The 15,050-nt window shown below is 42.0% G+C and carries 13 protein-coding genes; 7 read left to right on the top strand and 6 right to left on the bottom strand.

Features of this window, described 5'->3' with window-relative positions:
* Positions 1-358: 358 nt before the first annotated feature.
* Positions 359-1,138, bottom strand: a complete 780-nt coding sequence (locus tag DP116_RS17355; RefSeq protein ID WP_169156363.1) for a cysteine hydrolase family protein — start codon at positions 1,136-1,138, stop codon at positions 359-361.
* A gap of 82 nt (positions 1,139-1,220) precedes the next feature.
* Here DP116_RS17355 and DP116_RS17350 point away from each other — a divergent pair, with 82 nt between their 5' ends.
* Positions 1,221-2,729 (top strand): amidohydrolase, encoded by a 1,509-nt coding sequence (locus DP116_RS17350; protein WP_422614233.1) that lies wholly within the window; start codon positions 1,221-1,223, stop codon positions 2,727-2,729.
* 107 nt (positions 2,730-2,836) lie between these two features.
* Here DP116_RS17350 and DP116_RS17345 read toward each other — a convergent pair whose 3' ends face one another.
* The 3 genes from DP116_RS17345 to DP116_RS17335 form a co-directional block, all read right to left on the bottom strand.
* Positions 2,837-3,118, bottom strand: coding sequence for a peptidase (locus DP116_RS17345; protein WP_169156362.1), 282 nt, complete (start codon positions 3,116-3,118; stop codon positions 2,837-2,839).
* A gap of 231 nt (positions 3,119-3,349) precedes the next feature.
* Positions 3,350-3,808 carry a hypothetical protein gene (locus DP116_RS17340; protein WP_169156361.1) on the bottom strand — a complete coding sequence of 153 codons (459 nt, stop codon included), beginning with the start codon at positions 3,806-3,808 and terminating at the stop codon, positions 3,350-3,352.
* 245 nt (positions 3,809-4,053) lie between these two features.
* Positions 4,054-4,569, bottom strand: a complete 516-nt coding sequence (locus DP116_RS17335) for a hypothetical protein (protein ID WP_169156360.1) — start codon at positions 4,567-4,569, stop codon at positions 4,054-4,056.
* 225 nt (positions 4,570-4,794) lie between these two features.
* Between DP116_RS17335 and DP116_RS17330 the strand changes: the two genes are divergently transcribed.
* The 5 genes from DP116_RS17330 to DP116_RS17310 all read left to right on the top strand — a co-directional run bounded on the left by DP116_RS17330 (position 4,795) and on the right by DP116_RS17310 (position 9,125).
* Positions 4,795-5,133, top strand: a complete 339-nt coding sequence (locus DP116_RS17330; protein ID WP_211173337.1) for a carbonic anhydrase — start codon at positions 4,795-4,797, stop codon at positions 5,131-5,133.
* Positions 5,134-5,457: 324 nt separating this feature from the next.
* Positions 5,458-6,960 (top strand): polysaccharide deacetylase family protein, encoded by a 1,503-nt coding sequence (locus tag DP116_RS17325; protein ID WP_169156359.1) that lies wholly within the window; start codon positions 5,458-5,460, stop codon positions 6,958-6,960.
* 216 nt (positions 6,961-7,176) lie between these two features.
* Positions 7,177-7,869 (top strand): MIP family channel protein, encoded by a 693-nt coding sequence (locus tag DP116_RS17320; protein ID WP_169156358.1) that lies wholly within the window; start codon positions 7,177-7,179, stop codon positions 7,867-7,869.
* A gap of 121 nt (positions 7,870-7,990) precedes the next feature.
* Positions 7,991-8,725 (top strand): glutathione peroxidase, encoded by a 735-nt coding sequence (locus DP116_RS17315; RefSeq protein ID WP_169156357.1) that lies wholly within the window; start codon positions 7,991-7,993, stop codon positions 8,723-8,725.
* A 187-nt stretch (positions 8,726-8,912) separates the two neighbouring features.
* Complete coding sequence (locus tag DP116_RS17310; protein WP_439330037.1) at positions 8,913-9,125, top strand: hypothetical protein; 213 nt, start codon at positions 8,913-8,915, stop codon at positions 9,123-9,125.
* Positions 9,126-9,425: 300 nt separating this feature from the next.
* Here the strand turns inward: DP116_RS17310 and DP116_RS17305 are convergent, their stop codons facing one another.
* Both DP116_RS17305 and leuS read right to left on the bottom strand, forming a co-directional pair.
* Complete coding sequence (locus tag DP116_RS17305) at positions 9,426-11,210, bottom strand: ABC transporter substrate-binding protein (protein WP_169156356.1); 1,785 nt, start codon at positions 11,208-11,210, stop codon at positions 9,426-9,428.
* Positions 11,211-11,587: 377 nt separating this feature from the next.
* A complete protein-coding gene (leuS, locus tag DP116_RS17300; protein WP_169156355.1) occupies positions 11,588-14,191 on the bottom strand; it encodes a leucine--tRNA ligase in 2,604 nt (867 codons plus the stop codon).
* A 141-nt stretch (positions 14,192-14,332) separates the two neighbouring features.
* Here leuS and DP116_RS17295 point away from each other — a divergent pair, with 141 nt between their 5' ends.
* Positions 14,333-14,920: a shikimate kinase gene (locus DP116_RS17295; RefSeq protein WP_169156354.1), complete on the top strand. Its 588-nt coding sequence runs from the start codon at positions 14,333-14,335 to the stop codon at positions 14,918-14,920.
* Positions 14,921-15,050: the final 130 nt, after the last annotated feature.

The following is a 15,050-nucleotide window of genomic DNA, read 5'->3' as shown; positions in this document are numbered from 1 at the left end:
TTGGTAATCTTTGGGAGATTTGACAACGGGAATGACACAACGAGTCGCGTACATAATTTGTTTCCTCTTATAGTTATTGGTGTAAAGAGTCGTGAGTTTGGAAGTGCCGACCATATCTCTATGGTTATATAACCATAGAGCAGAACAGCCCAATGACTATTCAACACTCATGGCTTTGTTGAAGTTGAGACATGCTTGGTAATCTTTGGGAGATTTGACAACGGGAATGACACAACGAGTCGCGTACATAATTTGTTTCCTCTATAGTTATTGGTGTAAGAAGTTTCAAGCTTGGAAGTAGATTCTAGCCATATCTCTATGGTTATATAACCATAGAGCATAACAGCCCAATTACTATTCAACACTCAGCACTTTGAAGTGCGCTTAAGATTGCTTGCGAATCACTCACAAAGCCAAAGCACTGGTTGACGTTGTATATTGTCGCTAGCCAACAATACTCAGGAGAAGTTGTCGCAGTACAATCTTTAACTAATAGGCAGTCGTATCCTAAGAAGTTGGCATCTTGTAAGGTAGCCATCACACATTGATCAGCATTCACTCCTGCAAAAAGTAGTGTTGTTCTGCCCAAGTTCCGCAGGATACTATCTAAAGGGGTATCCCAAAAACCACTCATACGGTATTTGTCCACACGAATATCCTGGGGTAATTGTTGGAGTTCATCTACCACCGCCGCAGCCCAACTACCTGCCATGAGTACCTTAGCACCGTTAGTAGGTAACGGATGACCTAATCCCACGCCTTCACCTGTGGGGTTGTAGACGTGAAGAACATTGGCACTAATATTGAGTAAGTCGGGACGATTTCCCCAATTCACCCAGATCACGGGGACATTCTTGTTTCGGAGTTCAGGTAATAAGATTTGTAAAGGTTGAACAGGTTTCTGTGCTGGGGTGACATCTACACCAATATGCGCCAACCAGCCATCAGGGTGACAGAAGTCGTTTTGCATATCAATGACGAGGATAGCAGTTTTTGCCAAGTCCAGGCGCAGGGTTTTGGTTTCTGTTGATAAAATAACGGGTTGTGGGATCTGGGGAGGACGAGTGATATCTGCGAACGTATGGTTGACAGCCCATGCGTTTGGTGCAATTCCTAAATTCCGAACAGGTATATTCATACATTGCTACACCCAACACCATCCTTTATTTTGTAACTTGAAAATCTCCTAAACGTTCTATTACTTAATTAAGGTTTAACCCGTGAACTTTACAATCCAAAATGTTTTAATTGCCACTGTTGATGATTATGCAACTGTGGATGTGCAAGTTGTAGATGGGGCGATCGCCCGTATATGCCCAGAGGGTTTTCTGGAGGAAAACCCTCTCCCTGAGCTTCGCTCAGGGCAAGATGCTGAAGGCATCTTGGGGCATAGGGCAGGCGAAGCCATCGCCGCTATTGCACCCACTCTAGAGGTTATCGGTACGGCAATTAACGGTAAAAACAAACTCCTGTTGCCCGGATTTTTCAACGCCCACAGCCACTCCTCAGAAATGTGGCAACGAGGTATCATTCCACCGTTTCCTCTAGAATTATGGTTAGCACAACTCTACGACTTTGCGCCTCTTGATATAGAAAAAGTTTACCTCAGTGCTTTGGGAACCGCAGTGGAAACTTTACTTTCCGGTGGAACGAGTGTGGTGGATCATCTCATCCTCATTCCAGGCAAAGAGTTGGAAACAATTGCAACCGCCGTTCGCGCTTACAAGGAAGTTGGCATTCGTGCTTTTGTCTCTCCTCTGATTCAAGATGAATCCCTGAGTGCTGGGATACCATCTGGAGTAACCACCGCACTAACTCACAAGCCTTATTTTCGCTCAACTCAGGCAACACTGGAACTTATAGAAGAAGCTGTCAGGCAGTTTCATCGCCCAGATGAGGGTATGAGTATTTTAGTTGCGCCCACAGGAATACAATTATGTTCTGATGCTTTGTTCCAAGGATGTATTGAGTTAAGCGATAAGTACAATCTTTGCCGTCACTCGCATCTACTGGAAACCAAAGCGCAAGAGAAACTCGCACAAGAAAAATACGGCTGTAGTGCGGTTGAACATCTGGGGCGGATTGGGTATTTAGGCGATCGCACATCCCTTGCCCATTGCATTCACTTGAGTGACACCGATATTGCAATACTCGCCGAAACCAAATCCACAGTTGTCCACAATCCCTTAAGTAACTTGCGTCTAGGTAGCGGTATCGCCCCCATTCTGAAATATCGTCAAGCTGGAGTCAACGTCACTTTTGGTTGTGATGGTGCATCTAGCAACGATTCCCAAGACTTACTAGAAGCCATCAAGATAGGTTCAATATTGCACAATATCACAGATTTCGATTACCAACACTGGATTACACCTCGTCAATCAGTGGAGATGGCATCTTTGGGTGGTGCAAAAGGACTGAACATGGCTGATCAACTCGGTTCCCTAACCGTCGGCAAAAAAGCCGATTTGGTGATGTATGACCTCACCAGTTTATCACTACTACCGCGTACAGACCCGATTGGCTTATTAATTCTTGGTCGTCCCACCAATGCTGTAGAAAGTGTCTGGGTAAATGGTAAGCAGGTAGTCGCTGATGGTAAAGTGACTACTATTAACGTGGATGAATTGCGTCAACAATTATTTGATCACAGTCAGTGGGATACAAAGCGCAAGTCTGAGACTGTTGCTCAACTTGAAGCTCATTATCGTACAGTCATGGATTTATTGTAGTGATCGGTGCGGCGTTTCGCTCTACTGGTTTTCGCTCCTTGGAGGAAATAGGGAAATTTGAATTCCTGTTAAGAGTTCCCTATTCTCTGTTCCCTCTTAATGTGAAATTATCCCAGCGTGTTTCTATTAGTGCGTTGACCAAACAAACCTGTCATACTTAAACCAGTAATCAATAAACCAATTAATCCTAAACCATTTAAAAGAGGATAAATTCCCTGTAGATTCAAGACTTCTAGGCTATGAATTTTGATGAGAAATACAGCTAACTCAGGCTGATGGAACCATTCATTGAGAATAGTGTACGCCATACCAGTGAGCACAGTCAGAAATAATGGTAGGCACAAAATAATGGCAATCTGGCGATGGTATTTTCGGAAACTACGTAGCATAACACTTACTGAAATAATCCTGAATACAACTCATCATTAATAGGGGTAAGAAATCAAAATTATGCCAAAACGGAGAATTGACATTCTCCCTCAAGCCAATTTTGAACCCCTTTTATGATGATGTGTACTTAGCTTAATAACTGTAACTTAGAGCTAAACTTGAAAAGACTGAATATATTTTACAAAAATTAAGAAGACTGAAAGAATTAAGTACAGTTATTTTTTTAGCCTTCATCCGGGTTCTTGTACCTTTGCGTAACCCACTTTCCAATTAAGAGGCTGCTTTAACTCATCTTTCTTACCTTGGGAAATCAACCATACAGCAGCCCGAGTATGGAATAATGCCTTCATTAGGTAATATCCTGGCTTAGCATAAACGCCATCAGCAACAGTGGTGCCAGCAAAAGCAAGTGATCCGCAGAAAGTGCCAGTATCTTTTATAGTGACTGTGAACAGCTTATCATTGAGATGTCCACCAGGAATCATGAAAATTGCGTAAACGTGATGTTCACCCCGCCAAGGCTCAACTATGATTTTGTGGGGATGTGTGTAGAATCTTTCACCTGTTCCTCGAATAACATTTGATTCCTGGCAAGTGAGAACGTTTGGTAGCCTTGAAATAGTAGTCCAGCTAAGGACAATGATTAAAGTCAGGGTAAATAAAACGTAAGTAATTTTACTTTTGAACATTCGTACTTTTAGAACTACGTGTTATAAGGTAACAGATTCTGTATTGTGTGGCGATGGCACCTGTGCTTGATATATAATTCATTGCAATTGACGGATATCCAGGATAAACCGAGACGCTTTACCTTGCATGCGATTATTCGTATGCGATCGCTAGCATGGGAAATTAACTTCCTGAACTTCATTCAAGAGAGGTGATTCTAGCATGAAAGTGTAGAGTTCCCTGGCTAAATGAAATCAAGTTAAAACTAACCTTTGTTATCCTCTTCTATACTTCTACGAAGCTCGATATACTGCTTACCAAAATCAGTGAGTTTCACGTAATCGCAAAGATTATTATCTTTATAAGGAATGTCACGAATTCTACCAACTTCTACATATCCTATATCTTTCAGGTGATAAAGTTCTCTTTCTAGAGCATCACTCATTTCATAAACACCAAAGCTACCCGCAGCTAGTTTCTTGAGAGTTTCAAACATAGATTTGGACATAGATAACAAAACTAGCTTGTCAGTTCTTGCCTTAGTCGTAGAGATTTTTTTCCCAATTGAATTGATTTTACTATCTAGCTTTCCTCTATCAAAAGTCAATGCAATAACCTCATCAAGCTGAGGAATAAGAAACAGTAGAAAAGCAATAGCAATGATTGCTACATAAAGAAGTGGAGTTGCTTGTCTAGAAATTAACAAAATCAGCAAAACTGCTTCGATAAATATAATACAGATGAACGCCACCCACCATTTTGCTGAATAATCTTGAGTCACAATTGGTCTCCTGAAATCTCTCAATTTAGATGAGTTTATTTAATTTTTTTAATTTTCATTGTTCTTTCTGAAATGTTTCTCTCCTATTCACATGAGATCTGAATTTGCTTGCTCATTTCATATAATATTTTGTTTCTCTGCTAAAATGTGAGCGCTAGATGACAAAAAAATAAAAAAGTGCCTTGTTGTATAAATTTTGAATTCTGTATTTTTGGTATCTTGTAATTGTTCAATATAAACAGTTTTTATGATCCTATAGAGGAAATTGATGCTTTGCTCACAAAAGAAGAACGTCTAAATCGTCTTGCAGAAATCAATGTTCTGGTACAGGTGAAAAATCTGTACCAAACTTCTATTATGCGTAAAGCACTTCATGAGGAAAAAGCACCAGTAGTTCATGGTTGGGTACTGAATATCCGAACAGGATTAATCAAAGATTTGCAAGTCTCAACGAAACAATGGGAATTACGCCCACAAGCCCTAGTTGTTGAATCCATACTCCCTCTGCCTGATTTTAAATTTATGGATGAGGATTTGGGTTGTTTCTCTCAAGAGGCATATTGAGGTATGGTGTTCTTGAGTAACTACTCCCCTGACTGCGTGCAAGATTACCTATCTTCTTTTTGATTTTCTTGGCGTCCTTGGCACGCCAGGTGCTTCAAGTCGGCGGAGCCGCCCAACGCACTGGCTCGTCTTGGCGGTTCGTTAAATTAGGTATTCTTCTGGCGGGAGTAATCGTTTGCAATACCTGTTTTCCAAAAGGGTGTAAAATGCGCGAACCACAGATTAAGATTGATCCGGGAACTCTCGTCTTAATTGTCTCTGTCCTTCTACTCTTACCTCTTTTGCTGGCTGGTTTCGTTTTTCAATGAGCTATTTGGGATGACTATGACTACAACAAAATCATCTGCGAACCTACCGATTTTGGAACAATTCCGGACAGGATTACCCAATATTTGCGGCTGGGAGGCAGAAATTCATTCTGTGGTTCAACAAAATCACCCTGTATTTCTCAACACCACCAATCTCCGCTTAGAAAATATCACGGCTGGGTTTGCTTGTGCTCTTCATATGCATCAACCCAGCATCCCTGCGGGTGATCACGGGGAAATAATCAGCAATCTCCAGTATATGTTTGAACATCCCCATCAAGGAGATAACCACAACGCAGAACCTTTTGCTTGGTGCTATAGCCGCATGGGCGATTTTATTCCTCAACTCATATCCGAAGGTTGCAATCCTCGAATTATGCTCGATTATTCGGGTAATTTGTTGTGGGGGTTACAACAAATGGGACGAGAGGATATTATCAATAACCTCAAGCGTTTGACTTGCGACTCCCAATATCAGCCTTACGTCGAATGGTTGGGAACAATGTGGAGTCACGCGGTTATTCCTTCCACACCAATTCCTGATATTAAACTCCATATTCAAGCTTGGCAACATTACTTTGCAGCCGTTTTTGGGTATGATGCTCTACAACGCGTCAAGGGCTTTTCTCCCCCAGAAATGCACTTACCAAACCATCCAGATACTTTGTTTGAATATATCAAAGCTCTTAAAGAATGTGGATATCGTTGGCTGATGGTGCAAGAACATTCGGTAGAACGTCTGGATGGTTCGGGCTTAAGTCATGATGAGAAATACATTCCAAACCGATTGATTGCCCGCAATTCTAAGGGTGAAACCATTAGCATCACGGCATTAATCAAAACTCAAGGTTCCGATACAAAATTAGTGGCTCAGATGCAGCCTTATTTTGAGGCAAAAGGAAGAACTCGGCAGCAAATTGGTCATGTTACGATTCCTTCTTTAGTCACTCAAATTGCTGATGGGGAAAATGGCGGCGTCATGATGAACGAATATCCCCGCGATTTGTTAAGAGTATATCATGAAATTCGCGATTCAGGAAACAATCATTCAGGGATTGTTGCACTCAACGGTACTGAATATTTGGAATTAATTGAAGCTGCTGGTGTGAATCCAGATGAATATCCAACCTGTCAAGCCGTACAGCAACACAAAATTTGGCAGCGAGTATATCCAGAACATTCCACACCAGAAGCAGTAGAAAAAGCAATAGCAGAATTAAAAGAAACAGACCATCAATTTCACATGGATGGTGCTTCTTGGACAAATTCTTTAAGTTGGGTTAAAGGCTATGAAAATGTCTTAGACCCAATGAAGAAACTCAGTGCTTTATTTCATGAAAAATATGATTCATTAGTTGAGCAAGACCCTTCAGTGACACAGAGTTCTGACTATCAAAAAGCGTTACTGTATAACTTATTATTACAAACAAGTTGTTTCCGATACTGGGGACAAGGAACTTGGACTGACTATGCTCGCGAACTTTATCGACGAGGTGAAGCGCTCTTAGCAGTTAGCTAGGCTAATTAAAATAGCTCACAAAAACTACTTTTAGAAAAACTAAAGTTCCTGTTACGAGGTATCTGTGTCACACATAGATACCTTTATTTTTATTTTGATACAACTAACTCATAGCCTGCTTAACTTTTTGCGATACGCGTAGCGTCAAGCCTCCGGCTTATCGGTTTTTAGTTTAAAGTCTAGTTGATTTGGAAATTGTGGAGATAACCAAGGGCTATGAATCCAAAGGCTTTAATTGCAGAATTTATAGGGACTTTCGCCTTAATTTTCATTGGCATTAGTTCTCTCGCTACAAATCACATTACAAAAATTGGAACTCTCTCACCAGTCGATTTAGTAGCAATTGCCCTTGCCCACGGTTTTACAATTGCTGTGATGGTCAGTGCAACAGCTGCTATCAGTGGTGGTCACCTTAACCCAGCCGTGACTTTTGCAGCTTTACTAACTCGCAAGATTGATGCCAAAAATGCTGTAGGATACATTATATCCCAATGTTTGGGCGGAATCTTCGCCGCAAGTATGGTCAAGCTCGCTATTCCCCTGCAAGCACTCCAAGCTGTGGGAATGGGTACGCCATCTCTCGGTAAAAATATTACTCCTTTCATGGGTTTAGTCATGGAATTTATCATGACTTTCTTTCTCGTATTCGTGATCTTTGGTACAGCCATTGATAAACGCGCACCCAAAATGGGAGGCTTGTTTATTGGTTTAACAGTGGCTTTAGATATCCTGGCTGGTGGTGCAATTACTGGTGCGGCAATGAATCCAGCGCGGTATCTTGGTCCTGCTTTAATAGCAGGTAGACTCCAGGATTTTTGGCTGTATTGGGTTGGTCCTTTGGCTGGTGGCGCAGTTGCGGCTTTGGTGTATCATTATCAACTGGAAGAAAAAAGCAGCCACAGTACCTGATTACCAACCTACATCAGATCATTAATTTAGGGAATTTCATATTCTATTTATACTTTTCTACTTGTAAGTCGTATTCATTATGAATATGATTTATGAGTAGATTCACTAAGGAGGCAAACTCATGCTGTCTAATCGAGAAGGGCAAAAAGTTCCCAATGTTACCTTTCGCGCCCGCAAGGACAATAATTGGGTAAGTATGACCACGGTTGACCTATTTGCAGGTAAAACTGTGGTAGTCTTTTCCCTACCAGGAGCATTTACTCCCACTTGCTCATCAACCCATGTTCCTGGGTACAACCATTTAGCAAAAGTTTTCAAAGAAAATGGCGTAAATGATATTGTCTGTATCTCTGTCAATGATACTTTTGTGATGAATGAATGGGCGAAAGACCAACAAGCAGAAAATATCACTTTTATACCTGATGGCAATGGTGAATTCACAGAAGGCATGGGAATGCTTGTGGATAAATCAGACCTAGGGTTTGGCAAACGGTCTTGGCGCTATTCCATGTTGGTGAAAGACGGCGTGGTTGAAAAGATGTTTGTTGAGCCTGAAGAACCAGGCGACCCCTTTAAGGTGTCTGATGCAGAGACAATGCTCCGATATATCAACCCTCAAGCCGCGAAACCTGAACTGGTTTCTCTGTTTACAAGAGTTGGTTGTCCCTATTGCGCTCGTGCCAAATCTATGCTATTAGAACGTGGAATTGATTACGAAGAAATTGTTTTGGGTAAAGATGTAACACCTCGCACATTACAAGCTGTCACAGGTGCATCAACTGTTCCCCAAGTGTTTGTTAATGGCAAACTCATTGGTGGTTCCGAAGCATTAGAAGCTTACCTAACTGCTAGGTAGCGTTGTAGGTTTTGATTGGCAGGCGTATAGCCTGCCTAACAAACATTTCATCACTAATGTTTTTGTTGGCAATGAAAACGCTGTGGAATTTTTCGTCTACGTCACGTTGGGCGTTCGCGTGCGTCGCGGTTTGCAGCATCGCTTCCGCCACTCGATTTTATTAACAAGGCGTTAAGAGAAATTTATATTGGGAGTAACGCCGCCTTATCGTTGCTACGATGTGTCTGACGAAACCCAACAGCAACAAAAGGCAAGCCAGGCATTAGAATACTTTATTATTCAAGTGAATAACATTCATCTCAACCAACTACAAGAACAACAAACAACTGAGAAGCAACCAGAAAAGACAGAATCAACTCCATCTGACGAGCAAAAGCAGGAGCAGAGTGAACGAAGCTGATTGCATATCGAGTCGCTCTGATATGATCTCATAATCTTTTCAATGGTGTTAGTAAAACACTGTGGCTCTATCGTCAAACTATGCCAATGAAGACTCAAAACCATGATTTTTCATGGTTTTGACCCTCCTAATCTGTGCAATCGCCTGATTTGGAGAGTTGTGTTCCCATCTTGCGCTCGTATTTGTCTCTATCCATCTTTCGGAAGCTTTTATTCAGGACTTGCGATCGCCAGAGTAACCCCTCCATGAACCCCAAGCACCTCAACAAAATTGCCTCACTTTCGTTTTTGCAACACAACTTTATTTCTGCTTACTCAGTTTCAGTTCGTAAATGTTCCAAAATACTGTTGTTAAGGCGGAGTACTTAATACCTTGGATATGATTTCGCACTGCTCCCATTGTCAAGGGCTGAGTTAAATAAATCTGTGGCAGATACTCCTGACTAATGCGTTGAACTTCTGCATAGATAGCTTTGCGCTTTGCTTCATCAAATTCTTTTACTGCCTGAAGATAAAGGTCGCCAATTTTCCGTTCCCAGTCTGCCACCTCTCGTCCTGTTATCGGAGTTTGACCTTTCTGAGGTTCCTGATTATATACATGGAAACTACCTTCAGGCAAGAATAAACTAGCAACGTCATTTGGTTCCATACTAAAATTCATAGTCCCCAAACGGCATTCCCAATCAAAAGAGTTAAGAATTTTGTCTATAAAAAGGCTATAACTTACGGTATTCAAATCCACAGATATGCCAATTTTACTTAAATCTTGTTTAATCTGCACTGCGATTGTCTCTATGATTTTATTACTAGAACTCATCATTAGGGTAAACTGCACCAAATTTCCCTGAGAATCTAATAACTGTCCTTGACTATTGTATTGAAAGCCCGCTTTTACAAGTAATTCTTTCGCTTTTATAGGATTATATTCATAATCTTTTAAACCTTCTTTAGGAGAAAGATAATAAGGGCTTTGTTTAGGAATATATGAATTTGCCAATTCACCCAATCCTCTATATATGTTATTGAGCAATCTTTGGCGGTCAACTCCATAGGCAACAGCTTGTCTAAATTCCACTGTATTAAACCAGCGAGATTTGATTGGATTGACCAAAGGTTTGCCATTTCTGCTTCCTTTGTTTAGATTAAAACTAATATACGTGACTTCCGTAGAAGAACCACCGTTGTAGATGGTGAATTGCCCTCGCTTTTCTTCGCGCTTCAACAAGGAAAAATATTGAGGAAAGACTTTGATGTAATCCAATCCTCTAGAGCGAAACTGTATTAAAGAGGTATCAGTATTGTCAACAAATTGCCACATCACACGCTCGATATAAGGCTGCACATTGCCTTGAGCATCTTTTCGCCAGTAATAAGGATTCTTTCGGAAAATGACCCGCTGACCTGGAGTATAAGCTTCTATCGTATAGGGACCATTGGCAATAATTTCTTTGGGTGGAGTATTAGTACCCCAGGTTGATATAAATTTAGACTGACCTTGTTTATCTTTTATGTTGACTGCTTCTCGCAATACATGGGCTGGTAATATTGCTAGTTTTGCTATCCGAAGGAATGGGACAAATGGTTCAGGTATAATAAATTCAATTTGCAGATTATCGATTTTTTGCACAGTGGGGAAAACGCGATTTTTACCAATTTTCCATAGATCCTTGGCATCATTAGAAATGGCTGGATTCAAGAAAATGTCGTTATAAGTAAAAACCACATCATCTGCAGTTAAAGGCTTGCCATCTGACCATTTCAGCCCTTTTCTAAGAGTAAAAATAATCCGTTTTTTATCTTCAGACATTTTCCAAGATTCGGCAAGGGCAGGTTCAATTTCTCCTCGACCATTTTCGCTAACTAGCCCCTCGTGAGTGTAGTCTGAAGTATAGGGAGGTTCCTGGATCAGAGCGGGATTAAAGGTCTTAGGATCTGTAGAAAAGCTGGTAACTATCCCAGAGACTGGTACTGTTTTGGTTTTTATATTAACTGAGCTAAATGTAATTAGTGCAAACGCTGTTACTAAAGCTAGTAAAATTAGCCATCGGCGATGACGAATAGCAGTAAACACACTAAATTTTTTCATCACTCTAGTTCACCTGATGGGGCGACTGCATCTTTTAACCCTTTTTCCACGATCGTAACCGTATACTTCCCCCTTTTTTCAGCGTTTTCACCGATTGACTATCGATGATACTCGCCGTCGGATTATCTGTATCATTCTGTAAAGAAATGTAAAAAACCGACTCTCATTGCAATACCTTCGCCAATTTTTTAGAATGTCCGCAGAATGAGGGTTTCGGACTATGGGTATTGTCATTGAGTAGAGATTTTGGAAGAAACACTTCCCTCACTCCCTCCTTCCCTCACTCCCTCCCTCAAGAGTGTTTCTTCAGAGGTCTATGAAAAAGAAGAAGGCAAGATATTACCTTCTTCCTTTTGTTCATGTCGTCGTTGAGAAAATTAACCAACGACAAAATTTACTAACTTTCCTGGCACCACAATCACCTTTCTAATTTCCTTACCCTCAATAAAACGTTGAACAATTTCTGACTCACGAGCATACTTTTCCAACTCTGCTTTATTTGCTTGAGCCGGAACTTGAAGATCCGCACGCTTTTTGCCGTTGACTTGAATCACCAAAGTGATTTCATCAGCAACCAAAGCAGATTCATCATACTTCAACCAAGCTTGTTTATGGACAGATTCAGTATTACCCAATTGCTGCCATAATTCTTCAGCAATGTGAGGTGCAAAAGGTGCCAGCAACACTATCAATGTCTCAATACCTTCTGCATAAACTGGTGAATCTTTGCAGCTAGCGTCAGCCAAAGCGTTACTCAACTTCATCAATTCTGAGACAGCCGTGTTGAATTGATATTCACCTTCTACATCTTCCGTAGCTTCTTTGATAGCAATGTGAATTGCCCGCCGTAAGTCTTTTTCTGCTTTACTCAATTGAGTTTGCTGATTGTGAACCTCTCTTGGCTGGGCGGTAAAATCAGTTACCAATCGCCAAACCCTGTTCAAGAAGCGGAATTGTCCTTCCACATCAGCTTCATCCCATTCCAAGTCTTTTTCTGGGGGCGCTTTGAACAAAATGAACATCCGGGCAGTATCTACACCATATTTGCTGATGACCTCTTCTGGTGCGACACCGTTGCCCTTAGACTTAGACATGGTAGCGTAAAGGCGCTGCAATGGTTCACCTGTTTGCGGATCGCGAGGATCATCTGGATTGCTGACAAGATAGGAAGGAATCCATTTATCTTTTCCAGACTTGTTAGGATTCAAATAAGTTAAACCCTGCACCATGCCTTGAGTCAACAGGCGTTGGAAAGGTTCATCAAAATTCAACAACCCTCTGTCTCGCAAGACTTTAGTAAAGAACCGCGAATACAACAAATGCAAAATCGCGTGTTCAATACCACCTACATATTGATCGACTGGCATCCAGTCATTTGTCTTCGCGGAATCAAAAACCTGTTGATCATTCTTAGCATCGGTAAAGCGCAAGAAATACCACGAGGAATCAATAAAGGTGTCCATCGTGTCGGTTTCCCGCTTTGCCGGAGTGCCGCAAGTTGGGCAAGGAACATTCACCCAATCTTCTATTTTAGCCAAAGGTGAGGGTCCGCGTCCAGAGAATTCAACATTTTCTGGCAACTGCACCGGCAAATCTTCTTCAGGGACTGGTACTATACCACAGTTAGGGCAGTGAATCACTGGAATGGGTGCGCCCCAGTACCTCTGCCGCGAAATCAACCAATCGCGTAAGCGATACTGTACCCGCGCTTTACCAAAACCTTGTTGTTCAGCGTATGCGACGATCGCTTGCTTGGCATCAACAGAAGCCATTCCATCAAATTGACTGGAATTAATCACAATTCCTGGTTCTGTATATGCCTGATGTAGAGAGGTTGCATCCAAAGTCTCTACATTACCGGCATCCAAAGTCTCTACATTATCGGGTGGCACAATCACCACTTTGATGGGTAGATTCTGTTCCTTGGCAAACTTAAAATCCCGTGCGTCGTGTGCGGGAACGCCCATCACTGCGCCCGTACCGTACTCGTACAACACGTAATCAGCAATCCAGATAGGAATTTCTTCCCCAGTAAACGGGTTAATTGCTTTACCCCCAGTCGGAATTCCACGCTTTGGTTTATCTTCAGCGGTGCGTTCCAACTCGCTTTGATTGGAAACCTCTTGAATAAAAGCTGCTACTTCTGCTTCCCGTTCTTGTGTCGTCACACGCTTTGTCAAAGGATGTTCTGGCGCTAACACAACGTAGCTAACGCCAAAAACTGTATCAGGGCGAGTGGTGTACACACCAATTTTCTCTTCCATCCCGACAATGGGGAATTCCAAGTACGCCCCTGTTGACTTACCAATCCAGTTTGCCTGCATCAACTTGACGCGTTCAGGCCAACCTGGTAATTTGTTGAGATCATTCAACAATTCTTCAGCGTAGTCAGTAATCTTCAAAAACCACTGCCGCAAGAGTTTACGTTCAACTTTAGCACCACTGCGCCAGGAACGTCCTTCGCTATCAACTTGCTCATTTGCCACGACAGTTTGGTCAATTGGATCCCAGTTTACAGCAGCTTCTTTTTGGTAAGCCAACCCCGCTGTTAAAAATTGCAAGAAAATCCATTGCGTCCACTTGTAATAGTCTGGCGAACAAGTAGCAAGTTCGCAATCCCAATCAATGGACAAGCCAAGACGCTTTAATTGTTGCTGCATCTGAGCCATATTTTCATACGTCCACTTCGCCGGCGGTATTCCTCTGTCAATCGCGGCGTTTTCTGCTGGTAAGCCAAAAGCGTCCCAACCCATAGGATGTAGTACCCGATAACCTTGCATCCGTTTGAGGCGGGCAATCACATCAGTAATCGTATAATTACGGACGTGACCCATGTGCAGGCTGCCCGAAGGATAAGGGAACATGGACAAGGCATAGTATTTTGGTTTACTGCTATCTGTAACAGTTTTATCTAAGCCTTGTTCAGTCCATGTTTTTTGCCATTTTTCCTCAATTGCTGCTGGGTTATATCGGGACTCCACAACGAGAACTCCTAACTGAATTTAATAGTCGCTTCTGTTTCGCTATTGTGGCATACTCTAGAGTTACCGTGACGGCACTGCGATTCGCGCATATTAAAGCGGTGATGCTGGGAGCAGTGCTAGGGCTGACAATAGAAGAACATGAAATCAGACATCATTCTCATTGGTCCGATTGGTACTGGCAAAACTACGATTGGGGCGCTTCTAGCTCACAGGCTCGGTCTTCCACAATACTCGATGGATGAGCGACGGTGGGACTACTACAAAGCGATCGGCTATGACGAGGAATTAGCAAAGCATAAGCGAGAAACTGAGGGGTTCTGGGGAGTCTATCAGTATTGGAAGCCATTTGAAGCCTATGCTGTTGAAAGGCTGCTATCGGAACACAACCAATGCGTCATTGATTTTGGGGGTGGTCATTCCGTGTATGAGGACGCTGGTCTATTCCAACGAGTTCAGCAAGCTCTAGCACCGTATCCTAATGTTGTTCTTTTACTTCCATCACCCAACGAATATGAGTCAGTGCAGATCCTCAATCAGCGCAATAAGTATGTGCCAGATGATAAACCAAACATCAACGAACACTTCGTCAGACACACCTCAAACTATGAGCTTGCGAAGTTCACAGTATACACCAAAGGCAAGACACCAGAAGAAACTTGCAGCGAGATTCTGAACTTGATAGAGGGTAACTCCTTGTATGGTTGGAACCACTCAACCAGTTGCTAAGTTTTTGCCTGTTTTCTTTGAATTGCACTAACTGGTGTACTGCTTTGCTGCGGTAGAGCTTTACATAGCGACTAGTAGGTTATCAAGTTTGTTTTGAGGAATAAAAAAGATGTAATGTGAAGAAGAAGGA

This window comes from Brasilonema bromeliae SPC951 (assembly GCF_012912135.1).
Lineage (GTDB): Bacteria > Cyanobacteriota > Cyanobacteriia > Cyanobacteriales > Nostocaceae > Brasilonema > Brasilonema bromeliae.
Note: the sequence above shows the minus strand (reverse complement) of the source record. Positions and strands in the feature narration are given on the sequence as shown.